This window comes from Geodermatophilus sp. SYSU D01180 (assembly GCF_054050415.1).
In genome coordinates, this window is sequence record NZ_JBJGZH010000023.1 from 54,686 (window position 1) to 78,403 (window position 23,718).

Annotated in this window: 26 protein-coding genes; 16 read left to right on the forward strand and 10 right to left on the reverse strand. The window is 78.3% G+C overall.

The annotated features are described in order from the left end of the window. Positions 1-106 precede the first annotated feature (106 nt). The 4 genes from ACI8AA_RS18705 to ACI8AA_RS18720 all read right to left on the reverse strand — a co-directional run bounded on the left by ACI8AA_RS18705 (position 107) and on the right by ACI8AA_RS18720 (position 3,055). Positions 107-487 (reverse strand): hypothetical protein, encoded by a 381-nt coding sequence (locus ACI8AA_RS18705; protein ID WP_457045891.1) that lies wholly within the window; start codon positions 485-487, stop codon positions 107-109. A 193-nt stretch (positions 488-680) separates the two neighbouring features. After that, positions 681-1,880: an MFS transporter gene (locus tag ACI8AA_RS18710; RefSeq protein ID WP_457045892.1), complete on the reverse strand. Its 1,200-nt coding sequence runs from the start codon at positions 1,878-1,880 to the stop codon at positions 681-683. Between the two features lie 33 nt (positions 1,881-1,913). Further along, positions 1,914-2,468 (reverse strand): TetR/AcrR family transcriptional regulator, encoded by a 555-nt coding sequence (locus ACI8AA_RS18715; RefSeq protein WP_457045893.1) that lies wholly within the window; start codon positions 2,466-2,468, stop codon positions 1,914-1,916. Then, positions 2,465-3,055: a sugar O-acetyltransferase gene (locus tag ACI8AA_RS18720; protein ID WP_457045894.1), complete on the reverse strand. Its 591-nt coding sequence runs from the start codon at positions 3,053-3,055 to the stop codon at positions 2,465-2,467. The genes ACI8AA_RS18715 and ACI8AA_RS18720 overlap by 4 nt, the downstream gene beginning before the upstream one ends. A 119-nt stretch (positions 3,056-3,174) precedes the next feature. On the opposite strand from ACI8AA_RS18720, the gene ACI8AA_RS18725 reads away from it, so the two are divergent. Next, the gene (locus ACI8AA_RS18725) at positions 3,175-4,053 is read left to right on the forward strand and encodes an alpha/beta fold hydrolase (RefSeq protein ID WP_457045895.1); all 879 of its coding nucleotides are present in this window, start codon (positions 3,175-3,177) and stop codon (positions 4,051-4,053) included. A gap of 86 nt (positions 4,054-4,139) precedes the next feature. Next, positions 4,140-4,337 (forward strand): DUF1918 domain-containing protein, encoded by a 198-nt coding sequence (locus tag ACI8AA_RS18730; RefSeq protein WP_457045896.1) that lies wholly within the window; start codon positions 4,140-4,142, stop codon positions 4,335-4,337. A 267-nt stretch (positions 4,338-4,604) separates the two neighbouring features. Here ACI8AA_RS18730 and ACI8AA_RS18735 read toward each other — a convergent pair whose 3' ends face one another. From ACI8AA_RS18735 to ACI8AA_RS18750, 4 genes are all read right to left on the reverse strand, one after another. Then, positions 4,605-5,372, reverse strand: a complete 768-nt coding sequence (locus tag ACI8AA_RS18735; RefSeq protein WP_457045897.1) for a PadR family transcriptional regulator — start codon at positions 5,370-5,372, stop codon at positions 4,605-4,607. Between the two features lie 56 nt (positions 5,373-5,428). Further along, complete coding sequence (locus ACI8AA_RS18740; protein WP_457045898.1) at positions 5,429-5,884, reverse strand: hypothetical protein; 456 nt, start codon at positions 5,882-5,884, stop codon at positions 5,429-5,431. 64 nt (positions 5,885-5,948) lie between these two features. Continuing rightward, positions 5,949-6,932, reverse strand: coding sequence for a serine hydrolase (locus ACI8AA_RS18745; protein ID WP_457045899.1), 984 nt, complete (start codon positions 6,930-6,932; stop codon positions 5,949-5,951). 62 nt (positions 6,933-6,994) lie between these two features. After that, positions 6,995-7,864 carry a LysR family transcriptional regulator gene (locus ACI8AA_RS18750; protein ID WP_457045900.1) on the reverse strand — a complete coding sequence of 290 codons (870 nt, stop codon included), beginning with the start codon at positions 7,862-7,864 and terminating at the stop codon, positions 6,995-6,997. Positions 7,865-7,934: 70 nt separating this feature from the next. Between ACI8AA_RS18750 and ACI8AA_RS18755 the strand changes: the two genes are divergently transcribed. From ACI8AA_RS18755 to ACI8AA_RS18765, 3 genes are all read left to right on the forward strand, one after another. After that, positions 7,935-8,852 carry an EamA family transporter gene (locus ACI8AA_RS18755; RefSeq protein WP_457045901.1) on the forward strand — a complete coding sequence of 306 codons (918 nt, stop codon included), beginning with the start codon at positions 7,935-7,937 and terminating at the stop codon, positions 8,850-8,852. 76 nt (positions 8,853-8,928) lie between these two features. Continuing rightward, positions 8,929-9,522, forward strand: coding sequence for a hypothetical protein (locus ACI8AA_RS18760; RefSeq protein ID WP_457045902.1), 594 nt, complete (start codon positions 8,929-8,931; stop codon positions 9,520-9,522). Positions 9,523-9,689: 167 nt separating this feature from the next. Further along, positions 9,690-10,271 (forward strand): AAA family ATPase, encoded by a 582-nt coding sequence (locus ACI8AA_RS18765; RefSeq protein ID WP_457045903.1) that lies wholly within the window; start codon positions 9,690-9,692, stop codon positions 10,269-10,271. On the opposite strand, the gene ACI8AA_RS18770 is transcribed toward ACI8AA_RS18765, so the two are convergent. Beyond that, positions 10,219-12,774 (reverse strand): HAD-IC family P-type ATPase, encoded by a 2,556-nt coding sequence (locus ACI8AA_RS18770; RefSeq protein WP_457045904.1) that lies wholly within the window; start codon positions 12,772-12,774, stop codon positions 10,219-10,221. The genes ACI8AA_RS18765 and ACI8AA_RS18770 overlap by 53 nt on opposite strands. Before the next feature lie 114 nt (positions 12,775-12,888). Between ACI8AA_RS18770 and ACI8AA_RS18775 the strand changes: the two genes are divergently transcribed. Beyond that, positions 12,889-14,403 (forward strand): sensor histidine kinase, encoded by a 1,515-nt coding sequence (locus ACI8AA_RS18775; protein WP_457045905.1) that lies wholly within the window; start codon positions 12,889-12,891, stop codon positions 14,401-14,403. 56 nt (positions 14,404-14,459) lie between these two features. On the opposite strand, the gene ACI8AA_RS18780 is transcribed toward ACI8AA_RS18775, so the two are convergent. After that, on the reverse strand, positions 14,460-14,606 hold the full coding sequence (locus tag ACI8AA_RS18780) for a hypothetical protein (RefSeq protein ID WP_457045906.1): 147 nt from the start codon (positions 14,604-14,606) through the stop codon (positions 14,460-14,462). A 222-nt stretch (positions 14,607-14,828) separates the two neighbouring features. Here ACI8AA_RS18780 and ACI8AA_RS18785 point away from each other — a divergent pair, with 222 nt between their 5' ends. From ACI8AA_RS18785 to ACI8AA_RS18830, 10 genes are all read left to right on the forward strand, one after another. Continuing rightward, entirely contained in the window at positions 14,829-15,728 is a 900-nt protein-coding gene (locus tag ACI8AA_RS18785) for a PP2C family protein-serine/threonine phosphatase (protein ID WP_457045907.1), read from the forward strand. Between the two features lie 125 nt (positions 15,729-15,853). Continuing rightward, complete coding sequence (locus ACI8AA_RS18790; protein ID WP_457045908.1) at positions 15,854-17,920, forward strand: elongation factor G-like protein EF-G2; 2,067 nt, start codon at positions 15,854-15,856, stop codon at positions 17,918-17,920. Positions 17,921-18,116: 196 nt separating this feature from the next. Further along, positions 18,117-18,755 carry a CDP-alcohol phosphatidyltransferase family protein gene (locus ACI8AA_RS18795; protein WP_457045909.1) on the forward strand — a complete coding sequence of 213 codons (639 nt, stop codon included), beginning with the start codon at positions 18,117-18,119 and terminating at the stop codon, positions 18,753-18,755. A gap of 56 nt (positions 18,756-18,811) precedes the next feature. After that, positions 18,812-19,690 (forward strand): DUF881 domain-containing protein, encoded by an 879-nt coding sequence (locus ACI8AA_RS18800; protein ID WP_457045910.1) that lies wholly within the window; start codon positions 18,812-18,814, stop codon positions 19,688-19,690. A 3-nt stretch (positions 19,691-19,693) separates the two neighbouring features. After that, positions 19,694-20,026, forward strand: a complete 333-nt coding sequence (locus tag ACI8AA_RS18805; RefSeq protein ID WP_387988172.1) for a small basic family protein — start codon at positions 19,694-19,696, stop codon at positions 20,024-20,026. Beyond that, positions 20,023-21,021 (forward strand): DUF881 domain-containing protein, encoded by a 999-nt coding sequence (locus ACI8AA_RS18810; RefSeq protein WP_457045911.1) that lies wholly within the window; start codon positions 20,023-20,025, stop codon positions 21,019-21,021. The genes ACI8AA_RS18805 and ACI8AA_RS18810 overlap by 4 nt, the downstream gene beginning before the upstream one ends. An 83-nt stretch (positions 21,022-21,104) precedes the next feature. Beyond that, positions 21,105-21,509, forward strand: coding sequence for a glycine cleavage system protein GcvH (gene gcvH, locus ACI8AA_RS18815; RefSeq protein ID WP_456929622.1), 405 nt, complete (start codon positions 21,105-21,107; stop codon positions 21,507-21,509). 265 nt (positions 21,510-21,774) lie between these two features. Then, entirely contained in the window at positions 21,775-22,293 is a 519-nt protein-coding gene (odhI, locus tag ACI8AA_RS18820; protein WP_387988175.1) for an oxoglutarate dehydrogenase inhibitor Odhl, read from the forward strand. A 4-nt stretch (positions 22,294-22,297) separates the two neighbouring features. Beyond that, the gene (gene ftsR / locus ACI8AA_RS18825) at positions 22,298-23,035 is read left to right on the forward strand and encodes a transcriptional regulator FtsR (RefSeq protein WP_457045912.1); all 738 of its coding nucleotides are present in this window, start codon (positions 22,298-22,300) and stop codon (positions 23,033-23,035) included. A gap of 85 nt (positions 23,036-23,120) precedes the next feature. Next, positions 23,121-23,606, forward strand: coding sequence for a bifunctional nuclease family protein (locus tag ACI8AA_RS18830; protein WP_387988177.1), 486 nt, complete (start codon positions 23,121-23,123; stop codon positions 23,604-23,606). The last annotated feature ends 112 nt before the right edge of the window (positions 23,607-23,718 follow it).

Consider the following 23,718-nt stretch of genomic DNA (forward strand, 5'->3'; position numbering starts at 1 on the left):
TGCCCCGTGGGACCCGACTGTGCGCCGGGACACCTCGCGGCGTCAAGGCTTTGTCAGGACATAGCGACATCTTGTCGTGGGCGCGGCGGAGCGGCGCCGCCCCGGCTCAGCGGGGGTCGAACAGCACCACCTCACCCGGCGTGACCTCGAACGGGTTGGCCCACCCCGAGGCCGTGCCGGTGATCGGCTGCGCGTCGGTGACCACGTGGTACGGCGTCCCCGGGTAGACGGCGAGCACGCGGGCGGGGTCGGTGAGCTCCTCGGTGTGCTCGAGCAGCTCGCCGCGCCGCAGCAGCCGCGTCGTCCGCCGCCCGCGCAGCTCGCGGCCCACCTCGGCCACCCACCGGGCGCCGTCCTGGTCGAAGGCGACCGAGCGCACCCGCGCGCCCGGCGGCGCGGGCTCGCAGCCGGCGAACTCGGCGAGGGCCTCGTAGAGCCGCTCGGCCTGGTCGTCGTCGGTGGCGCGGGGGAGGAAGAAGGCGGTCACCGGCCGATCCTGACCCGGGGTACCGACACCCCGGGATGCGGACCGTGCACGGGGCGTGCACCCTGGGTGGGCACACGCTCTGCCGCGGCCGAGTAGAGGGGGACTCCTCCGCCGGGCACCGGGCCAGGTTCCGAGCACCGCTCCCTGGCCCGGCTCCGGGACAGCCGGTCGTGCACCACCGGATGCCGGGCCCTCAGGTGGCGCGGCCCACCGACGCCTTCAGCACCCGGCCGCACACGACGGTGGCGACACCGGCGACGACGACGGTCAGCAGCCCGACCCGCAGGCTGGTCGCGTCGGCGAGCGCGCCCACCAGCGGCGGGGACACCAGGAAACCGATCCGCAGCAGCCAGTTCACCAGCGTCAGCCCCACGCCGTGCCGCAGCCCGGGCAGGTCGTCGGCCGCCGCGTAGACGGCCGGCACCAGGGTGGCGACACCGAGCCCGGCCAGCGCGAACCCGACCAGCGTCGTCGTCAGCGACGGCACCGCCAGCGCCAGGCCCGTACCCGCGGCGACCATCGCCCCGCCGACGCGGGCCACCCGGCGCTGCCCGAACCGGTCGACGACGCGGTCGCCGGTCAGCCGGCCGACGGTCATCGCCAGCGACAGCGCGACGAACCCCAGCCCCGCGGCCGCCGCGCCCGTCCCGACCTCGGTGCGCAGCCACAGCGCGCTCCACGAGGAGCCCGCGTCCTCCACGAACGCCCCGCACGCGGCGAGCACGCCGAGCGCGGCCAGCGGCAGCGCGACCGCCCGCACCGTCCCCCGCCCGCCGGCCGGCGCGGCGTCGTCGGGCACCTCCTCCCGGTCCGGTCCCGGCAGCATCGACCGGTGCGCCACCAGCGCGACGACGGCGAAGACGGCCGCGACCACGCCCAGGTGCCACCCGAGCGGGACGCCCAGGCCCGCCGCGGCGGAGCCCAGCAGCCCGCCCGCCACCGCGCCGATGCTCCAGAGGCCGTGGAAGGCGTTGAGGATCGACCGGTCGTAGGCCCGCTGCACCCGCAGCCCGTGCGCGTTCTGCGCGACGTCGACGACGGCGTCCAGCGCGCCGGCGACGAACAGCGCCCCGGCGAACAGCCACCACGACGGCGCGACGGCGGCGCCCCAGACGGCGGCGGCCAGCGCCACCAGGCCCCAGGAGGCCACCCGCGCGGACCCGAACCGGCGCATGAGCGCGGCCGACGCCAGCGCGGACGCCAGCGCGCCGAGCGGCAGGGCGGCCAGCGCCGCGCCGAGCTCGGCGTTGGAGACGCCCAGCCGGTCCTTGACCTCCGGCAGCCGCGGCACCAGGTCGGCGTAGAGCACCGCGTTGACGAAGAAGCAGGCGGCGACGGCGGCGCGGGCGGCGCGCAGCCGGGGCGGGGTGGTGACCGGGAGGGTGTCCGACACGGGCGTCCTGTCAGGGAGTCGGGGCGGGAGGGGTCAGGCGGCGAAGCGGAGGATGGCGGCCCGGATCTGGGCGCGGTCCATCGGGTCGGTGGACAGGGCGCTGTGCAGCACCAGCCCCTCGACCAGCGCGTCGAGCTCGCGGGCGGTGACCGGGTCGAAGTGGCGCTCCAGGCTGGCCCGGCTGCGCTGCATCCAGTCCTGGGTGACCGCGCGCAGCGATGGCCGGCGGGCGGCGGCGACGTAGAGCTCGACGGCCAGCACCAGGTCGCGGCCGGGGCCGAGCAGGTCGCCGGTGAGGTGCTCGACCAGCGCGTCCAGGGCCGCGGCCCGGTCGGGCGCGGCGCGCATGCGGGCGTCGAGGCGGGCGGCCACCTCCTCGACGTGCCGGGTGAACGCCGCGGCGTGCAGCTCGTCCAGGCTCGCGAAGTGGTAGGTCATCGACCCCAGCGGCACGTCGGCGGCGCGGGCGATGGCCCGGTGCGTGGCGCCGGTGACGCCGGCGTCGGCGATGACGTCCAGCGCCGTGGCCACCAGCCGGTCGCGGCGGCCGGGGTCGTGCCGCCGCGGGCGCCGCGTCGGGGCGGTCACCCCCGGTCCAGCTCGCGGACCACCCGGGCCGGGTTGCCGACGGCGACCACGCCGGCCGGCAGGTCCCGCGTCACCACCGACCCGGCGCCGACGACGGTGTCCGCGCCGATCGTGACGCCCGGGAGCACGACCACCCCGCCGCCGAGCCACACGTTGTCGCCGAGGGTGATCGGCTCCGCGGCCTCCCACTTGTCCCGCCGCGGGCCGGGCTCGACCGGGTGGGTGGGGGTGAGCAGCTGGACGTTCGGCCCGATCTGCACGTCGTCGCCGATGGTGATGGCCGCGACGTCGAGGGCGACCAGGCCGAAGTTGGCGAAGCAGCGGGCGCCGATGCGGATCCGGCTGCCGTAGTCGACGTACAGCGGCGGGCGGATCTCGGTGTCCTCGCCGACCGCGCCGAGCAGCCGCCCGAGCAGCTCGCGGCGCAGCGGGCGCTGGCGGACCGAGGTGGCGTTGTACGCGGCCACCAGGTCCAGGGCGGCGGCGTTCTCCTCGGCGAGCTCGGGGTCGTCGGCGACGTAGAGGTCGCCGGCGAGCATCCGCTCGCGCATGGTCCGGCCGTCGTCCGGGTCGGGCGGCGAGGTCATGCGGACGAGCGTACACATCCATGCGGACACCCGTACGCATCGTGCGGCGCGGCGCACCGATGACTCCGGCCCCCAGCTGGGGTCTACCCGTCGTCCCCACCCCGTCCGGGAGGCCCGAGATGACCAGCACCGCCCCCGCGCTCGAGACCCGCACCCTCGAGGTGCCCGGCGCCGTCCTCACCTACGACGTCCGTCCCGGCCCGGCCGGCGCGCCGGTGCTGCTGCTGGTCGGCTCGCCGATGGGCGCGGCCGGGTTCGGCACGCTGGCCGGGTACTTCGCCGACCGGACGGTGGTCACCTACGACCCGCGCGGCTCCGAGCGCAGCCGGCGCACCGACGGCGCCGCCACGAGCACGCCCGAGGAGCACGCCGACGACCTGTCCCGCGTCGTCGCCGCGGTCGGCGGCGGCCCGGTCGACGTCTTCGCCAGCAGCGGCGGGGCGGTGAACGCGCTCACCCTCGTCGCCCGCCACCCGGAGCAGGTGCGCACGCTCGTCGCCCACGAGCCGCCGTCGGTGCCCCACCTCCCCGACGCCGCGGAGGCCTCGGCCGCCACCCGCGCCGTGGGGGAGGCCTACCGGCGGTCCGGCTTCGGCGCCGGGATGGCGGCGTTCATCCGGCTGGTCGCCCACCGCGGCCCGGTGACGCCCGAGCTCGCGGGCCCCGCGCCCGACCCCGCCCTGTTCGGCCTGCCCACCGGGGACGACGGCTCGCGCGACGACGTCCTGCTCGGGCAGAACCTGATCTCGTGCACCCACCACGAGCACGACGTCGCGGCGCTGCGGGCCGCGCCCACCCGGGTCGTGGTCGCCGTCGGCGTGGATTCCGAGGGGGAGCTCGCGCACCGCGGCGGCCTGGGCGTGGCCGCGGCACTGGGGACCGAGCCGGTGGTCTTCCCCAGCGGGCACGCCGGCTTCCTCGGCGGCGAGTACGGCCAGACCGGGGAGCCCGAGGCGTTCGCGGCCCGGCTGCGCGCGGTGCTCGACGGGGCGGCCTGAGGGCCTTGTCCCGCCCCGGCGGCAGCGGGAGGCTGGGCCCGCCAGGACGAGCAGCGAACAGGGCCAGCCACCGCCGGGAGGTCGCCGTGGAAGCGCGCGTGGGGGACAGGATCGTCGTCCGCTCGACCCACCAGGGGGAGCCGGACCGCACCGGACGGGTGCTCGAGGTCCGCGGGCAGGGCGGGGCGCCGCCGTACGTCGTCCAGTGGGACGCCGACGGGCACACCGGCGTCTTCTACCCGGCCGGCACCTGCGCCGTCATCCCCGAGCCGGCCGGGACCTGACCCCGGGGGTCGTCCCTCACGGGACGGCCCCCCTGGCCGGGTGCGGGCGTGCCCGGCCGCAGCGGCCCCGCCGCCGGACGACCGTTATCCCCAACTTCCGCCGTGGTCGGGCGGGGAGTGCGCACACCGCGCGCCGAGGCGGGCCCCGGCCGCGCCTCGTGCACGTAGCGATGCCCCGGCCGGGTGCGGTGGGGGAGGGGTGCCCCGCCCCGGACGCGCCGAGGCCCCCGCCGCGGGGTGCGGCAGGGGCCTCGGCGCGCGTGCGGGTCAGCCCTGCGGGGTCTCCGGCGCGCCGGCGCCCGGGGTGCCGTCGGGCCCGTCGGCGAGCAGGAGGTACAGCGCCCGGCGGGCCTCGGCGAGGACGCCGGCCGCGGCGGTGAGCTGCGCCTCGGTGCCGGTGCGCGCCACCTGGCGGACCGCGCCGTGCAGCTGCTCGAGCAGGCCGCGCAGGTCGGCGGCGGGGGCGCCCTCGGGGCCGCCGCCGAACGGGTCGTTCCCGGTGCCGCGCAGCTCCTCGACGGCGCTGCGGCCGGCGTCGGTGAGCGTCGCGAGCTTGCGGCCGGCGTCGGCGGTCACCGTCACCAGGCCCTCGTCCTCGAGCTGGCTGAGGGTCGGGTAGATCGCCCCGGGGCTGGGCGTCCAGCGGCCGCCGCTGCGCTCGGCGATCGCCTGCATGAGCTGGTAGCCGTGCATGGGCTGCTCGGCCAGCAGCAGCAGGACGGCGGCGCGGACGTCGCCGCGCGGGGCGCGCCCGCGGCCGCCGCGGCGCCGCCATCCCGCGGCCGGCTCGAAGCCCGGCCCGAAGCCGGGGCCGAAGCCGGGACCGAACCCCGGGCCGAAGCCGGGACCGGGCCGGGCGCCGGGGCCGCCCGGGCCGCCGAAGCCGAAGCCGAAGGGGCCGGCGCCCCCGGCGCCGGGCCCGCCCGGGCCGAACCCGTGCGACCGGTGGCCGTGCGCGTGGTGTCCGTGGCCGTGGCCGTGTCCGGAGCCGCGGCCCCCGGGCCGCCACCCCTCGAAGCGTGGGTCGTGGGTCATGACTGCCTCCTGACGTATCGGATGACAGTAACGATATATCGCGATAGGACGTCTGTCTAGGGCGGGAACGACGTCGCGGCGATCGCCTGGACGGCCGCCTCGCCGAGCGCGTCGACCTCGGCGGCCAGCACGCGCAGGGGGACGGGCTCGCCGGAGCGGAGCAGCTCGGTGAGCCGGTGGGCTCCCCGGCCGATCCGCCCGGCCGGGTCGACACCGGGCTCGGCGGGGGCCGGCGGGACGAGCGACCAGGGCTGGTCGATCTCCGCGCTCAGCGCCGGAAGCCGGCGCAGGAGGGCCGCGCTCTCGGCGGCCAGCCGCCACCAGGTGCCCCGCCGCAGCTCCGGGGGCCCGGACTCCCCGGCGGCCGCCCAGCGCAGCAGGCGCACCACCTCGCCCCAGACCACGTCGGAGACGACGTCGCCGACCGGCCCGTCGCCGGGGGAACGCCGGGCCAGCACGAGGGCGCGGGTCGCTGCGGGGTCGAACAGCCAGGGCGCGGTGTCGCGGTCCATGACGGCACGCTGCCCCCGCACCCTCCGGAGGGCCTGGGCCCCGCCTGTGTACTCCCTGGGTGTCTCAGCCGAGCGTGGCGCGCACCGCCGCGGCGGCGGAGTCGAGGGCGGCGCGGGCGCGCCCCCACGACGTCCCGGCGGGGAAGTCGCCGAGCAGGACGACGACGGTGCCCGAGGGCAGCACGCCGGCCGAGTGCAGCTGCCGCCGGCCGTCGATGCAGCACATCCAGCCCTGCTTGGCCGCCACGCCGGTGCCGCCCGCCAGCAGGCCGAACGCCTGGTCGAACCCGTCGGCCCCCCTCGGCGCGGTGGCCCGCATCCAGCCGAGCAGCGTGGCGGCCGGCCCCTCGCCGAGCGTGTCGGCCAGCCCGGCGAGCAGGGCGGCGACGTCGGCCGCGCTGAGCGTCGCCTCGCCCCACTGGCCGGCGGTCCGCGGCGGGGCGGTGGCGGTCAGGCCGGCGTCGGTGGCGGTCGCGGTGACCAGGGCGGCGCCGTCGTAGCGGTCCCACAGGGTGCTCATCGCGCCGTCGTCGGAGGTCACGATCGCCCACTCCATCAGCGCCAGGTCGCCCTCGCCGAGGTCGAGCGCGCCCGCCGCGTCCAGGGCCAGCAGCCGGCCGACGACGAGCAGCTTGACCAGCGACGCCGACAGCCGGACGTCCCCGGCGGCGGGACCGGAGACCAGCGGCCGGCCGAACGCGTCGAGCACCGCCACCGCGACCGTGCCGTCCGCCGCCCCGGCGGCGGCGTCGACCGCGGCCAGCACCCCCCCGTCGTCGACGGCGACCGGCGGCGGGACGCGGACGGCGGCCTCCCCGGCGGCGCCCATGCCGCGGACCGCGGCGGCGGGCGCGTCCCGCGGCGCGACGGCGGCCCGCACGGTGCCGGGTCCGTCCCCGTCGGCGTCCCGGGCCCAGAGCGCCACCGCCAGCACGCCCGCCGCGGTCACCACCAGCACCGACGCGAGCACGACCGCGAGCGCGCCGAGGACCAGCCGCTCCAGCGGACCCCGGCGCGGGCGCCCGGGCGACGGGCGGACGGCGCGCACGGGCCCAGCCTGGACCAGACAGGAGTCGCGCGGGGGACATCCGTGTGTCGTCTCTGCGCAGGTCAGCCGGGAGCCGGAGCGCCGGACAGGCGCGCGCGGACCACCTCGACGAGGTCGGCGAGCCCCGGCGGCAGGCCGTCGGCCCACCAGGCCAGCCGGACCTCGACCGGCGGCGCGTCGCGCAGCAGCCGGTAGGCGACGCCGGGCCGCGGGTGGTGCCGCGCGGTGCCCTCGGCGGTCACGCCGGCGACCTGCCCGGCGGCGATGGCGGTGAGCCACGCGTCCACCCCGCGGATGTCGCGGATCTCCGCCGGCGCGTGCGGGGCGGTCCACAGCCGCGCCGTCGTCGTGCCGGTCGCGCCGTCGGAGGCCAGCACGCGGCCGGTCAGGTCGGCCAGCCGCAGGCTGCGGCGGCGGGCCAGCGGGTCGTCGGCGGCCAGGGCGGCGTAGCGCCGCTCGGTGCCCACCAGCGCCGTCCGCAGCCGCGGGTCGGCCGGCGGGCGGCGCAGCACGGCCACGTCGGCCAGCCCCTCGGCCAGCCCGGCGGTCGGGGTGTTGGAGTGCACGAACACCAGCGACGCGCCCGGCGCGGTCCGGGCCCACTCGCGCTGCACCGCGGCGGTGTGCCGGCCCAGCGCCGCCCAGGCGTAGCCGACGCGCAGCTCCCCGCGGCCCTGCTCGGCGGCGCGCCGCAGCGCGGCGACCTCCGTGACGACGCGGCGGGCGTGCGCGACCACCCGCGTGCCGGCCGGCGTGAGCGTGACCGCGCGGGTGGTGCGGTGCAGGACCCGGGTGCCCAGGGTCCGCTCCAGGGCGGCGACGGTCCGCGACACCGAGGCCTGCGTGGTGTGCAGCGCGGCCGCGGCGGCGGTGAAGGTCCCGGTGTCGACGACGGCCAGCAGCGCCCGCAGCTGCCGCACCTCCGGATCCATACGCCGACCGTATCGCCGGGTGCGGGATCGGCATTTCCCCCGCGCGCCCGGCGTGCCCAGGATGGGTCGGGTGCCCGTCCCCTCCGCTCCGCCCGCGCCCGCCCGGTCGGGGACCGCCCGCGGCCTCGCCACCCTGCTGGTCAGCTCCGCCAGCAACCAGACCGGTGCCGCCCTCGGGGCGCAGGCCTTCCCGGCCGTCGGCCCCGCCGGGGTGGTCGCGGTGCGGCAGTGGGTGGCCGCCGCGGTGCTGCTGCCGCTGGCCCGCCCGGCCGTGCACCGCCTGACCTGGCCGCAGTGGTGGCCGGTGCTGCTCCTGGCCGCCGTCCTCGGCGGGATGAACCTGGCGCTGTACTCGGCGATCGAGCGGATCGGGCTGGGCCTCGCGGTCACCCTGGAGTTCCTCGGGCCCCTGGCCGTCGCCCTGGCCGGGTCGCGGTCGCGGCGGGACCTGCTGGTCGCGGCCGCCGCGGCCGGCGGCGTGTGGCTGCTCGTGCTGCCCGGCGGCTCCAGCGACTGGGCGGGGATCGGCCTGGGCCTCGCCGCCGCGGGCTGCTGGGCGTCCTACATCCTGCTCAACCGGGTGGCCGGCGCCCGGCTGCCGGGGCTGCAGGCGCCCGCGCTCGCGACCGCCCTGTGCGCGCTGGCCGTCACCCCGGTCGTCGTCGTCCTCGTCGTGCAGGAGCGGCTCACCGGCGCGCCGCTGGCGTGCGCCGTCGCGGCCGGGGTGCTCGCCTCCGCGGTGCCCTACGCCGCCGACGTGGTCGCGCTGCGCCTGGTCCCCCCGCGCGCCTTCGGCGTCCTGTGCAGCGCGCACCCGGTGTGGGCGGCGCTGGCCGGCGCGGTGCTGCTCGGGCAGGTGCTGGAGCTGCACGAGTGGGCCGGCATCGGCGTCGTGGTGCTGGCCAACGCCGCGGCGGTGCTGCTGCACACGCCGCGGCCGGCGCAGGCCCGCCGCGGAGAGGTCCACAGTCCCGCCACGGCCGCCTGACAGGTCCGCCACAGGAACGGCCCGCACGGTCGGGAGGACGGCCGGACGTGCCGGCCACCCGAACGAGGAGAACCCCGTGCGCAAGAAGATCGTGCTCGCCACCACGGCAGGCGTCCTGGCCGTCGGCGGCCTCGCCCTCGCCGCCCCGGCCATGGCCGACGACGACACGACCACCACCACCTCGGCCGTGGACCGCATCCGCGACGCCCTCACCGGCCTGGTCGACGACGGGTCGATCACCGCCGAGCAGGCCGACGAGGTCGCCACCACGCTGGGCGAGGCGGGCCTGGGCGACCGCGGCCACGGCGGCTCCGGCCGCGGCCTGGACCTGTCGGTGGCCGCCGGGGCGCTCGGCCTGTCCGAGGACGACCTGCGCACCGCGCTCGAGGCCGACGGCGCCGGTCTCGCCTCGGTCGCGGAGGAGCAGGGCGTGGCGGTCGACGACCTCGTCGCCGCGCTCGTGCAGGCCGGGCAGGACCGGCTCGACGACGCCGTCGCCGACGGCCGGCTCACCCAGGAGGAGGCCGACGAGCGCGCGGCCGACCTGGAGAGCCGCGTGACCGACCTGGTGGAGAGCACCGACGTCGACCTCGACGGCCCCCGCGGCGGCCGCGGCGGCCCGCAGGGCGGCGGCCCGGACGGCGACGGCGCGGACGGCGAGGGCGACTGACCGTCCCCGGCACCCCGCGGCGCCGTCCTCCGTTGAGGAGGACGGCGCCGCGCTGCACCCCCGGTCCCGCGCACGCGGGACGGCTCCGCGGGGCGCCGCGCCGGTACCGTCCGCCGCTCCGCCGGAGTGCACGCCCCGCGACGGCCGGCGCCCGGAGGAGGAGACCCGTGACCACCACACTGCCGACACGGCCCGACGACCGCCCCCCGGCGCCGGCGCGCACGCTGGTCGTCGTCGGCGGCCTGCCCGGCAGCGGAAAGACCACGCTGGTGCGGCGCGTGCTCGGCGACGGCGTCCCGGGCGTCGCCGCGGTCGATTCCGAGGACGTCGCGGCCCGCTGGCGCACCGGCTCCCGGGTGCCCTACCGGCTGGCGCGCCCCGTGGTGCACACCGCCCACCGGCTGCGCGTCCTCCGGGTGCTCGCCGGCCCGGCGCCCGTCGTCGTCCTCACCGACCCGTGGACCAGCCGCTGGTGGCGCCCCGTGGTGCTGCGGGCGGCCCGCCGGGCCGGGCGCGCGGTCCGCCTGGTGCTGCTCGACGTCTCCGCCGACGACGCGGCCGAGGGCCAGCGCATCCGCGGCCGCCGCATCCCCGAGGGCCGGATGCGCCGGCACGCCGGCCGCTGGGACCGCTACCGCGCAGCGGGCCCGGCGCCCGGCGAGGTCCTCGTCGTCGACCGGCCGCGCGCCGCCGCGCTCACCCTCGCCGAGCTCCTGGGTCCCGTGACCCCGGCGGCTGCAGCGGGCTGACCACCCCGGTCAGGCCCAGCGCCCGCTCGAGCAGCCGGAACCGGTAGGCCGCGGTGAGCGCCGCGAACCACAGCACCAGCGCGGGCAGCACGGTCTCGAACACCGGGTCGGCGGCCTCGGTGAGCCCGAAGTACGTCGTGAACGCCGGCCAGAACAGCCCGGCGGAGAACACCACCACCAGCGCGAGGACCAGCAGCGCCGGGCGGCGGTCGCCGTCGGGGCGGGTCCAGGCGGCGAACCACCGGTTGGGCGGCTTGAGGAACAGGACGAGCAGGAACGCGGCGTAGGAGACGAACGTCGACAGCGCCGTCTGCGCGCCGATCGTGGCCGCCGCCTCGGCGAAGCCCACGTCGTCGGAGGACACGCCGGTGTAGGCCTCGAAGTCCTCGACGACGAACGAGGGGACGGCGTCGTCGGTGAACCCCTGCAGCAGGTCGGTGTAGTGCCGGGCGTAGACGGCGACCCCGGCCGCCGCGGTCACCAGCATCGCCGGCACGACGAACCGCCACAGCGTGGTCAGCAGGTGCGGGTCGGGCGGGGACGGGCGGGCCCAGGCGGTGAGGAACAGCGTCGGGACGCCGACGGTCAGCAGGGTCAGCCCCACGTTGGCGGGGGAGTAGGGGAAGCCCAGCCCGAGCATGGTGACGGCCAGGATGACCAGCCCCTGCGTGCCGACGCGGGCCAGGAACACCTGCATCGAGGTGCTGATCCCGGTGATGATCCGGCGGCCCTCGTGCGCGGCCGGCAGCAGCGCGGCCAGCGAGTCGCCGGTCAGCACGATGTCGGCGACGTCGCGGGTGACCGCGCTGCCGCCGGCCATCGCCACGCCGACGTGCGCCCGCTTGAGCGCGCGGGCGTCGTTGACGCCGTCGCCGACCATCGCCACGTAGCCGCCGGCCCGGCGCAGCGCGTCGACCAGCTGCTCCTTCTGCTCCGGGGCGATCCGCCCGAACACCGTCGTCCGCGCCACGACGTCGCCGAGCTGCGCCTCCGGGAGCCCCGCCAGCGCCGGGCCGGCCACCGGCTCGCCGGGCTCCAGGCCGGCCTGCCGCGCCAGCGCCGCCACCGTGGCCGGGTCGTCGCCGGAGACCACCTTGACCGCGATGCCGTCCGCGGTGAGCCGGGCGAGGGTGTCCACGACGCCGGGGCGCAGCTCGTCGGCCAGCGCGACGACGGCCAGCGGCTCCAGGTCGGGCAGCCGCGCGCGGCCGGCGCCGTCGCGCAGCGGTGCGTCCCGGTCGGCGCGGGCGAGGACCAGCACCCGCAGCCCGCGCCCGGTCAGCTCGCGCACGGGGGCGCCCAGCGGCTCGCCGGACAGCCGCGGCGCCAGCGTGTCGGGGGCGCCGAGCACCAGCACGGCGTCGGCGGTGCGCAGCGCGCTCCACCGCAGCGCGGAGGAGAACGGCACCTCCTCGGCGACGGGCACCGGTTCACCGGGCAGCGCCTGCGCGAGCGCCGCCGTCGTCAGGTTGCCGGCGGCGCTGCGGGCCATCGACCCCAGCAGCCGCTCCACCTCGGCGGCCGGCAGCGGCCCGGCCGGCCGCACCTCCGCCAGCGACAGCCGGCCGGTGGTGAGCGTGCCGGTCTTGTCGGTGCACACGACGTCGACGTTGCTCACCGACTCCACCGCGTTCACCTGCTGCACCAGCGCGCCGCGCCCGGCGCTCTTCGCCGCGCCGACGGTGTAGGCGACCGCGACGAGGAAGAACAGCCCGTAGGGCACCAGCCCGGACAGCACCGCGGTGGTCTGCACGGTCCGCACCAGCGTGAAGCCCTCGAGCGCGGCCTGGGCCAGGATCGTCACGCTCATCAGCAGCACCAGCAGCATGACCAGCCGGACGACGAAGTCGATCCGCCGCTGCAGCGGCGTCCGGTCGGTGGAGGCCCGGCGCGCCTCGGCGGTCAGCCGCCCGGCGTAGGAGGCGGCGCCGACCTCGCGGGCCAGCTGCACGCCCCCGCCGCCGGCGACGAAGGAGCCCGACAGCAGGTCGTCGCCGGGCTCCTTCGGCAGCGCCTCGGACTCGCCGGTCAGCAGCGACTCGTCCACCTCCAGCCGCCCGGCGAGCACCGGCCCGTCGACGACGACCTGCCCGCCCGGGCGCAGCCGCAGCACGTCGCCGAGCACGACCTCCTGCGGCGGCACCTCGGTGTCGGCGCCGTCGCGGACCACCGTCACCGTGCCGCGCGCGAGCAGCTGCAGCCGGTCGAGCTTGCGCTTGGCGCGGATCTCCTGCACCGCGCTGATCGCCGCGTTGACCAGCCCGAGGCCGACGCTGGTGAACGCGTCGCTGTACCGGCCCAGCGCCAGCAGCGCCGCGCCGATGGTGAACAGGATGACGTTGAAGAAGGAGAAGACGTTGGTGCGCAGGATGACCGCGTAGCTGCGCGAGGACGCGCTGACCGCGACGTTGCCCTCACCGCGCCGGTGCCGCGCCCGCGCCTCGGCCGCGGTCAGGCCCGCCGGTGCCGCGGGAGGGGTCAGGTCGGTGGTCCCCGTCGTCATCACCGACGACTCTGACAGGCGCGGCGGCGGGCGGCGCGGCGTGGCGCGGAGGACCCAGCCGACTCCCGCCCCGCGTCCAGGGAACGCGCAGCTCCGGCGCGGACCGTGGTCGCCGTGACGACGCACGCCCTCCCCGGCCGGGCCCGGCCCCGCTCGCTGCGGGCACGGCTGCTGTGGGTCTTCCTCGTCCCGCTGGCCCTCGTGCTCGTCGTGGTGGGGGTGGCGGCGACCGCCGCGGTCCGCGGCGAGCTGCTCGGCCAGGTCGACGACCGGCTGGCCGCCGCCGTGACCCGCTCGGCGCACGCCGACGACGGCGGCCCGGGCTCCGCCGACCTCGGGGAGGGGCCGGACTTCCTGCTCGTCCCCGGCCAGGGCGACGGCACGCTCGGCGCGCGCGTCGTGGACGGCACGGTCACCGAGGCCGCCGTCATCGGGACCGCGGGCGACGGCGAGGCGCTGAGCGCCGGGGAGGCCGCCGCGCTGGCCGGCGTCCCCGCCGACGGGGCCGCGCGCACCGTCGACCTCGGCCCGCTGGGGGACTACCGGGTGGTGGCCGCGCCCGCCGGCGACGGCGAGGTGCTGGTCACCGGCCTGCCGCTGGCCTCGGCCGAGGCCGCGCTGGTCCGGCTGGTCGCCGTCGAGGTGGTCGCCGGGCTGCTGGGACTGCTCGCCGCCGGCGTCGCCGGGTCGGTGGTGGTCGGCCGCACGCTGCGCCCGCTGCACCGCGTCGCGGCCACCGCCGGGCGGGTCGCCGCGCTGCCGCTGTCCAGCGGCGAGGTGCGGCTGCCCGACCGGGTGCCGGCCGCCGACACCGACCCGCGCACCGAGGTCGGCCGGGTGGGCGCGGCGCTCAACCGGCTGCTGGACTCGGTGGAGTCCGGCATCGCCGCGCGGCAGGCGTCGGAGACCCGGCTGCGCCGGTTCGTCGCCGACGCCAGCCACGAGCTGCGCACCCCGGTCACCTCCATCCGCGGCTACACCGAGCTGGTGCGCCGCCGCGGCGGGCTGCCCGAGGACGCCGACGCCTCGCTGCGCCGGGTGGAGGCCGAGGCGGTGCGCATGTCCGGCCTGGTCGACGACCTGCTGCTGCTCGCCCGCCTCGACGCCGGCCGCGAGCTCGCCGTCGGCACGGTGGACCTCACCGGGCTGGTCATGGACGCCGTCAGCGACGCGCACGCCGCCGGCCCCGCGCACCGCTGGCGGGTGGACCTGCCCGGCGCGGCGGTGCTCGTCCCCGGCGACGCTGCCCGGCTGCACCAGGTGCTGGCCAACCTGCTGGCCAACGTCCGCACCCACACCCCGGCCGGGACGACGGCGACCACCCGGCTGCGCGCCGAGGACGGCACCGCGGTGCTCGAGGTCGCCGACGACGGCCCGGGCGTGCCCGCCGACCTGCAGGCCGGGGTGTTCGAGCGGTTCGCCCGCGGGGACTCGGCGCGCTCGCGGGCGAACGGCAGCACCGGCCTCGGGCTGGCGATCGTCGCGGCCGTGGTGGCCGGGCACGGCGGGACCGTCGGCGTGGCGAGCCGGCCCGGGCGGACGGTGTTCACCGTGCGGCTGCCCGGCGCCGCCGTCGCCGAGCCCGCGGACGACGACGCGCTCGAGCCGGCCGGCGGTGTCCGCGCATGACCAGCCGGCCTGCTCGTGCCGCGTCCCGGCTCAGCGCCGACCGTGAGCCGGGACTCTCAGGCGGGGACCAGGCGCCGGCACTCCGGGCACACGTCGTCCGAGCCCAGCCCGCGCCGGCCGTTCCACGCCCCCTGGACGACGGCGACCGGCGTCCCGCACGCGGCCACCCACGGCGGCGGCCCGTCGGCGGCCTCCCGCGGCACCCGCGTGCGCCCGGCTGCTCTCCTGGTCCCGCCCGGCCGCGTGCCCGCCCGTCGCGCTCGTCACCGCCCCAGTCTCCCGGCCCGCCCCACCGCGCGGTGCCCGACCTCGCGCTGCGGGGTGAGGACGGGCACCACACGGTGACGTCGAGGGCGCCGGGTCCCCGCCGGGCGGCGCGTGCCGTCACCCTCCGGAACCGCGCACGGCAGTCCATGCTGTCGCCCGTGACCGCCCCGTCCGTGCCGCTGCCGCGGTTCCCCGCGGCCGAGGCGCCCGGCGGACGCCCGGTCCCGCCGCCGGACCCGGCCGGCCGCGACCGGCTGGTCCTCGACCCCGCCGCGGTCTCCCTGGCCGGCCCGCGCGGCGCCGACCAGGACGCCGGGTCCGCCGGTCCCGCGCTGCTGGTGGTCGCCGACGGCGTGGGCGGCGGGCGGGGCGGGGCCACCGCGGCCCGCCTGGCCGTGGAGGAGGTCGTCGCGCGCGCGGCCGCGGCCCGCGCCGACGGCACCGAGGCCGCGCCCGACGCCGGGCTCGGCGACGCGCTCGCCGCCGCCGACGCCGCCGTGCGCGCGGCCGCCGCGGCCGACCCCGCGCTGGCCGGCATGGCCACCACCTGCACCGCGGCCGTGCTCACCCGCGACGGCCGGGTCGTCGTCGCGCACGTCGGCGACAGCCGCGCCCACGTGCTGCGCGCCGGCGTCCTCACCCGCCTCACCACCGACCACTCCCTGGTGCAGGCGCTGGTCGACTCCGGCGACATGACCCCCGAGGAGGCCGCCGCCTCCCCGATGCGCTCGGTGCTGCTGCGCGCCCTGGGCGGCTCGGCCGACCCCGGCCGGGCCGACCTGCTCGCCGTCCGCGCCGAGCCCGGCGACCGGCTGCTGCTGTGCTCCGACGGGCTGTCCGGCGTCGTCCCGGCCGCCACCCTGCAGCGGGTGCTGGCCGCCGAGCGGCGCCCCGCGGCCGCCGCCGCCCGGCTGGTCATGGCCGCGCTGGCGGCGGGCACCCGCGACGACGTGACCGCCGCCGTCGGCGACGTGACCCCCGCCGGGTGGGCCGGCAGCACCGTCCGGGTCACCGTCGGCTCGGCCGCCGCGAGCACCGCCGGGACCGCCGCGGACTGAGTCCCGGCAGGGGCTTGCCCGGCCCGCGCGTCCCGGGGCAGGGTGTGGTGCACACCACATCCCGCGAGCCCGGGAGGTCCCCGTGCGCATCCCCGTCCAGGACAGCGACCGGCCCGGCGGCCGCCGTGGGTAAGGACGTCGTCCCGGCGCCGGAGCCACGGGAGGCGGCCCGGGTGCGCAACGTGGCCCTCGTCGGCCACGCCGGCGCCGGCAAGACGACCCTCGCCGAGGCACTGCTCGTGGCCACCGGCGCGCTCGTGCGCGCCGGCCGGGTCGAGGACGGCACCACCTGCCTCGACAGCGACGACGTCGAGGTCCGCCAGCAGCGCTCGGTGACCCTCGGCGTGGCCACCGTCGAGCACGACGGCACCCGGATCACCCTGCTCGACACCCCCGGCAGCCCCGACTTCGTCGGCGAGCTGCGCGCCGGGCTGCGCGCCGCCGACGCCGCGCTGTTCGTCGTCTCCGCGGTCGGCGGCGTCGACGCGACCACCGTGCAGCTGTGGGAGGAGTGCGCCGCGGTCGGCATGCCGCGCGCCGTCGTCGTCACCCAGCTCGACCGCGCCCGGGCCGACGTCGAGGAGACCGTGCGGCTGTGCCAGACGGCGCTCGGGGAGGGGGTGTACCCGGTCCACCTCGTCGACCGGGCGCCCGACGGCACCGTGCGCGGCATGGTCAACCTGCTCGAGCCCGGCGCGCAGGCCCCCGACGCCGAGCGGCTCCGCGGCGAGCTGATCGAGGGGATCATCGGCGAGAGCGAGGACGAGGCGCTCATGGAGCGCTACCTCGCCGGCGACGAGCTGGTCCAGGGCGACCTGATGGCCGACCTGGGCACCGCGGTCGCCCGGGGCCACTTCCACCCGGTGCTGTGCGCCGCCCCGCTGCAGGGCATCGGCCTCGACGCGCTGCTCTACCTGATCGTGCACGGCTTCCCCAGCCCCGCCGAGCACGGCTGCCCGCCGGTCACCCGCCCCGACGGCGCCAGGGCCCCCGCGCTGGCCTGCGACCCCGACGGCCCGCTGGTCGCCGAGGTGGTCAAGACGACGACCGACCCCTACCTCGGCCGGGTCTCCCTGCTGCGCGTGTTCTCCGGCACCCTCACCCCCGACACCCCGGTGCACGTCTCCGGGCACGGCGGCGCCGACCGCGGCCACCCCGACCACGACGCCGACGAGCGCATCGGCGCGGTGTCCTCCCCGCTCGGGTCCGCGCTGCGCCCGGTCGCCGCCTGCCCGGCCGGCGACGTCTGCGCCGTCGCCCGGCTGAGCACCGCCGAGACCGGCGACACCCTGTCCGCGCCCGGCGCCCCGCGGCTGGTGCCGCCCTGGGACCTGCCGGTGCCGCAGCACCCGGTCGCGGTCGAGGCCGCCTCCCGCGGCGACGAGGACCGGCTCGGGCCCGCGCTGGCCCGGCTGGCCGCCGAGGACCCGACGGTGCGCGTCGAGCGCTCCCGCGACACCGGGCAGCTGCTGCTGTGGTGCGTGGGGGAGGCGCACGGCGAGGTGCTGCTCGAGCGGCTGCGCACCCGGCACGGCGTCGCGGTGACCACCGTCCCGGTGCGGGTGCCGATGGTCGAGACCCTCGCCGCGCCGGCGAAGGCCACCGGGCGGCTGGTCAAGCAGTCCGGCGGGCACGGGCAGTACGCCGTCGTCGTGGTCGAGGCCACGCCCGGGCCCCCGGGGTCGGGCATCACCTTCGAGCAGCGGGTGGTCGGCGGGGCGGTGCCCGGCCAGTACCACGGCAGCGTCGAGAAGGGCATCCGCGCGCAGGCGGCCAAGGGGGTGCACGACGACCGGCCGCTGGTCGACGTCGCGTTCGTCCTCGTCGACGGCAAGGCGCACTCGGTCGACTCCTCCGACGCGGCCTTCCAGTCCGCCGGGGCGCTGGCGGTCCGCGAGCTCGCGGCCGCCGCGGGCACCAAGGTGCTCGAGCCGTGGTGCGAGGTCGAGGTGGTCGTGCCCGGGGAGCACGTGGGCGCGGTCATGAGCGACCTGTCCTCCCGGCGCGCCCGGGTGACCGGCAGCGACGCCGACCCCGACCGGGACCGCACCACCGTCCGCGCCGAGGTGCCCGAGATGGAGCTGCTCGGCTACGCCGGGGCGCTGCGCTCGGTCAGCCACGGCACCGGCTCCTTCAGCCGGCGCCCGCTGGGCCACGAGCCGGCCCCCGCCTCGCTGCTCGTCCCGGCGTAGCGCCCCCGCTGCAGGACCCCGCCACGAGCCTGCGCGTGGCGGGGAACGGCGGGGTCCGTCGACTAGCCTCGGGCACGGTGTGCAGCGGGGTGGAGGAGCAGTGACGTCGTCGCAGGGGCCGTCGGCCGTCCCGGCGTCCCCGGAACCGGGGTCGATGGCGGGCGCGGTCGTGGGGCCGGACGCGGGTGTGGGCCGGGTGACCGACCGCAACGAGCTGCCCGACCGGGTGTGGACCGTCCCCAACGCACTGTCGGTGCTGCGGCTGCTGGGCGTGCCGCTGTTCCTCTGGCTGCTGCTGGGCCCGCACGAGGACGGCTGGGCCGTGGTGGTGCTCATGGTCTCCGGCGTCACCGACTGGGCCGACGGCAAGCTCGCCCGGGTGCTCGGCCAGTCCAGCCGCCTCGGCGCGCTGCTGGACCCGGCCGCCGACCGGCTGTACATCATCGCCACGCTGATCGCGTTCGTGCTCCGCGACGTCGTCCCGCTGTGGGTGGTCGCGGTGCTCGTCGGCCGCGAGGTGGTGCTCGGCCTGATGCTGCTGGTCCTGCGCCACTTCCGCTACGAGCCGCTGCAGGTGCACTACCTGGGCAAGGCGGCCACGTTCAACCTGCTCTACGCGTTCCCGCTGCTGCTGCTGGCCGACGACGCCACCGGCGCCTGGCTGGCCTGGGTCCAGCCGTTCGCCTACGCGTTCACCATCTGGGGCGGTGTGCTCTACGTGCTGGCCGGCGTGCTCTACGTCGTCCAGGTGGCCGGGATCGTGCGCACCGAGCGGGCGCGGGCCCGGGGAACGGCCCCGTCCGGGGTGGGCGCGCCGGCCCGCCCGGCGCCGTGACCGCGACCCGACCGACTCCCCGGCCGGCCCCGCCGGCCCGCGGCGGGATGCGCTCCATGGGCGCCTCGCTGCTGGACCAGGTGCTCGCCGAGACCCTCGACCCCGCCTACGCCCGCGCCGCCGAGGCCCGCGCCGCCGGGGCCCGCGCCGGGGACGCGCCGCCGGCCCGCCGCCGGCGGGGGGCGCTGGCGGTCGCGGTGACCATGGCGCTGGCCGGGCTGCTGTTCTCCGTGACCTACCACCAGGCCGCCGTCGGGGCGGCCGGGCAGGACGAGGTCCGCGCGCGGCTGGTCGAGGAGATCGGCGTCCAGTCCGCCCGCACCGACGACCTCGCCGCCGAGCTGGAGGACCTGCGTGGCCGGGTCGCCGACGCCCGCGACGACGCGCTGGCCGCCAGCACCGTCGGCCAGCGGGCCATCGACGCCCTCGACGCGGCCGAGCTCGCCGCCGGCCTCGACGCGGTCACCGGGCCCGGCCTGCTGGTCACCCTGGCCGACGCCGAGCCCGACGCCGACGCCGACCCGGTCGGCGGCACCGACGACGACGGCAGCGGCGACGTCCGCGACGGCGACCTGCAGCTGGTGGTCAACGCCCTGTGGTCCGCCGGCGCCGAGGCGGTGTCGATCAACGGCCAGCGGCTGGGCCCGACCACCGCGATCCGCTTCGCCGGGGAGGCGGTCCTCGTGGACTTCCGCCCGGTCACCAACCCCTACCGCGTCAGCGCCATCGGGGACCCGGACGGGCTCCGGGCCCGGTTCCTGGCCAGTGCCGAGGTCAACGCCCTGGCGGTCATCTCGGAGACCTACGGCCTGCGTTTCGAGTTCGCCCAGGAGGACGAGCTGTCCGTTCCCGCCGGGGGAGTCCCCGAGCTGCGTTCCGCCGTGCCCTTCGCCGGCACCCCGGCCGAGGCCGCCGCCGGCGGCACGGGGGACTGAGCGGTGATCCCCGTCATCGGCCTGGCCGTCGGCATCGCGCTCGGCCTCGTCCTCGACCCCACCGTCCCGCTGTGGCTGCAGCCCTACCTGCCGATCGCGGTGGTCGCCGCGCTCGACGCGGTGTTCGGCGGCGCCCGCGCCCGCCTCGACGGGATCTTCGACGCCAAGGTGTTCGTCATCTCGTTCGTGTCGAACGTCGTCGTCGCCGGGCTGATCGTCTTCCTCGGCGACCAGCTCGGCGTCGGCGCGCAGCTGTCCACGGCGGTCGTCGTCGTCCTCGGCATCCGCATCTTCGGCAACGCCGCGGCCATCCGCCGGCACCTGTTCCGGGCATGAGCGGCACCCCGCGTCCCGCCGGGGACGACCCGCGGCCGCCCGGCCCGGACGACGCCGGGCCGGAGGTCACCGACGCCGGCCCCGACGAGGCCCGGGCCGCCGGGACCGCCCCGGCCGACGACGCCCCCGAGCCGGCCGAGGACGTCCCCAGGCCGGCTGACGACGCCCCCGAGCCCGCCGAGGACGTCCCCGGGCATGCCGACGACGACGTCGCGCCCGGGCATGCCGACGACGCGCCCGAGCCGGCTGCGGAGCCGCCCGCCGGGGAGGACGCCCCTCCCTCGGAGCGGGCCCCGGCCGCCCCGCGGCGCCGCCGGCAGCGGGTGGTCGCCGGCCTGCTGATCGGCGTCCTCACCCTGCTGCTCGGCTTCGCGATCGCCGTGCAGGTGCGCAGCACCGACACCGGCCAGGCGCTCGAAGGCGCCCGCGAGGAGGAGCTCGTCGCGATCCTCGACGACCTCGACCTCGAGGAGGAGCGGTTGCGCGCCCAGATCGCCGACCAGCGCAGCGCGCTGCGCGACCTGTCCGACACCGACAGCCGCGCGGCCGCCGCCCTGGAGGACGCCGACGAGCGCGCCGACGCCCTGGCCGTCCTCAACGGCACCGTCGCCGCCGAGGGGCCGGGCCTGGTCATGACCATCCGCGACCCCGAGGCCCAGGTGCGGGTGGCCGACCTCCTCGACGCCATCCAGGAGCTGCGCGGCGCCGGGGCGGAGACCATGCAGATCGACGGTGTGCGGGTCGGCGTCTCCACCGCCGTCACCGGCGTGCCGGGCGCGCTGCAGGTCGACGGGCGGGCGGTGAGCGCCCCCTACGAGGTCGTCGTCATCGGCTCCCCGCAGGACCTGCAGACGGCGATGAGCATCCCCGGCGGCGTCGTCGACCGGGTCGGCCGGCAGGGCGGCAGCGTGGACATCGAGCAGCGCGACCGGGTCGTGGTGGACGCGTTGCGGCCGCTCGACGAGCCTCAATACGCTCAGCCCGACACCGACTAAGGACCCTCCTGCCCCCCACGCCTCGCTGCCGCTCGGCGCGGGCCCCTGCAGGAGGGCCACGACCGACCTGGAGACGACACCGCATGAGCACGCCCGACGACCGCCGCTACACCGACCAGCACGAGTGGGCGCTCGTGCAGGGCAGCGGGGAGGCGGGCACGGTCGTCCGGGTCGGCATCACCGACCACGCGCAGGACGCCCTCGGCGACATCGTGTTCGTGCAACTGCCCGAGGTGGGGGAGGAGGTCGGCCCCGGCAACCCGATCGGCGAGGTCGAGTCGACCAAGTCGGTGTCCGACGTCTACTCGCCGGTGGCCGGGACCGTCTCGGCGGTCAACGAGGCCCTCGGCGACGCCCCGGAGACCATCAACGCCGACCCCTACGGCACCGGCTGGCTGGTCGAGATCACCGTGGCCGGCGACGGCGGCGACCCCACCGCCGGCCTGCTCGACGCGGCCGCCTACCAGGCGCTGGTCGACGCGTCCTGACCACCCCCCGGGCCGCCCGGGCGGCCGGGGACGATCACTATGCTGCCCCTGGGAACGGGCCCTCGACGGCCCCGTGGGACAGCTGTGACACCGCCCCCGGCGTCCGGTTGACCCCCGGGACCACCGCTGGTTCCATGACCAACGGCCCGCCGTGCCCCGCACGGCGGCCGACCCGCGACGACACCGTCCGGTGCCGTCGTCAGCCGGCCGCCCGCGGCAGGACCCCATGCCCGCGGCGGTGCCCCCTGCACCGGAGGAGACAGACGTGCACTGCACTCGTTGTGGCCACGACAACCCCGAGGGCAGTCGCTTCTGCGCGCAGTGCGGCGCCGCCCTCTCCCAGGAGCGCGTCGGGGAGTCGACGAGCGTCATCCCCAAGGTCGGCGGCGAGGACACCGGCGACGTCCCGGAGGCCGCCGAGCCCTCGGCCGACGCGCACGCCGGCGCGGTCGAGTCCCTGCCCGCCGGGTCCGCGCTGCTCGTGGTCAAGCGCGGCCCGAACGCCGGCAGCCGGTTCCTGCTCGACCAGGACGTCACCACCGCCGGCCGGCACCCCGACAGCGACATCTTCCTCGACGACGTGACCGTCAGCCGCCGGCACGTGGAGTTCCACCGCGAGGGCGGCGGCTTCTCGGTGCACGACGTCGGCAGCCTCAACGGCACCTACGTCAACCGCGAGCCGGTCGACGTCGCGACCCTGTCCGGCGGTGACGAGGTGCAGATCGGCAAGTTCCGCCTCGTCTACCTGACCGGCCCGCGCACCGGCGAGCCCGCCGCCCGCTGACCCGGTGCCCGGAGCGCCCGCCGGCGCGTCCGGGGACGGCGCGCCCGACGCCCGCACCCCCCGCCTGACCATCGGGGCGGTGCTGGGCGCCCTGCGGGACGACTTCCCCGACGTGACCATCAGCAAGATCAGGTTCCTCGAGGCCGAGGGCCTGGTCTCCCCGGAGCGGACGCCGTCGGGGTACCGGAAGTTCTCCCGGGCCGACGTCGACCGGCTGCGCTACGTGCTCACCGCGCAGCGGGACCACTACCTCCCGCTGCGGGTCATCAAGGAGCACCTGGACGCGCTCGACCGGGGGGAGCCGGTGCCGGACCCGGCCGCCCCGGCCGTGCCGGACGAGCTCCGGCCGGACGGGGACGCGCCTGCGGCGTCCGGGCCGATGCCGGCCGCCGCGTTCGCCGCGGCGGCCGGGCTGACGCCGGCCCAGCTGGGCGACTACGTCCAGTTCGGTCTGCTCGTCCCCGACGCCGACGGGCGGCACCCGGCCGGCGACCTGCCGGTCGCGCGGGCGGCCGCCGGGCTGGCCCGGCACGGCATCGAGCCGCGCCACCTGCGGGTGTTCCGCACCGGCGCGGAGCGGGAGGCGGCGCTGGTCGAGCAGCTGCTCGCGCCGGTGCTGCGCTCCCGCTCGGAGGACGCGCGGGCCCGCGCCACCGAGCAGCTGGCGGAGCTCGCGGCGCTGTCGGCGCAGCTGCACCGGGCGCTGCTGGAGGCGCGACTGCGCGACCTGTTGCGCCCGTGAGTCCGGCGTACGGTGGACCCAGCCGCCGGACCGGCCGTCCGCCCACCGGCGCCTCCCCGTACCGCCGCAGCTGAGGAGCAACACCGTGCAGGAACTCAGAGTCGTCGGGGTCCGGGTCGAGCTGCCCGGCAACCAGCCGATCCTGCTGCTGAAGGAGACGCAGGGGGAGCGGTACCTGCCGATCTGGATCGGCGCGGTCGAGGCCGCCGCCATCGCGTTCGAGCAGCAGGGCGTGCGGCCGGCGCGGCCGATGACCCACGACCTGCTCCGCGAGGTCGTGCGCACCCTCGGCGCCACCCTCGAGGCGGTCAACATCACCGAGATGCGCGACGGCATCTACATCGCCGAGCTGGACTTCGGCGACGACCGGGTGGTCAGCGCCCGCCCGTCGGACGCCGTCGCCCTGGCCGTGCGCACCGGCGCGCCCATCTACGGCGCCGAGGAGCTGCTCGACGAGGTGGGGATCGAGATCCCCGACGAGCAGGAGGACGAGGTCGAGAAGTTCCGCGAGTTCCTCGACCAGATCTCGCCCGAGGACTTCGGCGCCGGTTCCGGCTCCGGCGGCGCCTGAGACCCGACCCCGGAGCGGGGGGGGGGGGGGGGGGGGGGGGGGGGGGGGGGGGGGGGGGGGGGGGGGGGGGGGGGGGGGGGGGGGGGGGGGGGGGGGGGGGGGGGGGGGGGGG

What these genes read in the sequence shown, in the direction of transcription:
- ACI8AA_RS18720 (WP_457045894.1), bottom strand. Translation starts at nt 3,055, where the DNA reads ATGACCTCGCCGCCCGACCCGGACGACGGCCGGACCATGCGCGAGCGG.
- ACI8AA_RS18725 (WP_457045895.1), top strand. Translation starts at nt 3,175, where the DNA reads ATGACCAGCACCGCCCCCGCGCTCGAGACCCGCACCCTCGAGGTGCCC.
- ACI8AA_RS18735 (WP_457045897.1), bottom strand. Translation starts at nt 5,372, where the DNA reads ATGACCCACGACCCACGCTTCGAGGGGTGGCGGCCCGGGGGCCGCGGC.
- ACI8AA_RS18740 (WP_457045898.1), bottom strand. Translation starts at nt 5,884, where the DNA reads ATGGACCGCGACACCGCGCCCTGGCTGTTCGACCCCGCAGCGACCCGC.
- ACI8AA_RS18750 (WP_457045900.1), bottom strand. Translation starts at nt 7,864, where the DNA reads ATGGATCCGGAGGTGCGGCAGCTGCGGGCGCTGCTGGCCGTCGTCGAC.
- ACI8AA_RS18770 (WP_457045904.1), bottom strand. Translation starts at nt 12,774, where the DNA reads ATGACGACGGGGACCACCGACCTGACCCCTCCCGCGGCACCGGCGGGC.
- ACI8AA_RS18800 (WP_457045910.1), top strand. Translation starts at nt 18,812, where the DNA reads ATGGGCGCCTCGCTGCTGGACCAGGTGCTCGCCGAGACCCTCGACCCC.
- ACI8AA_RS18810 (WP_457045911.1), top strand. Translation starts at nt 20,023, where the DNA reads ATGAGCGGCACCCCGCGTCCCGCCGGGGACGACCCGCGGCCGCCCGGC.
- gcvH (WP_456929622.1), top strand. Translation starts at nt 21,105, where the DNA reads ATGAGCACGCCCGACGACCGCCGCTACACCGACCAGCACGAGTGGGCG.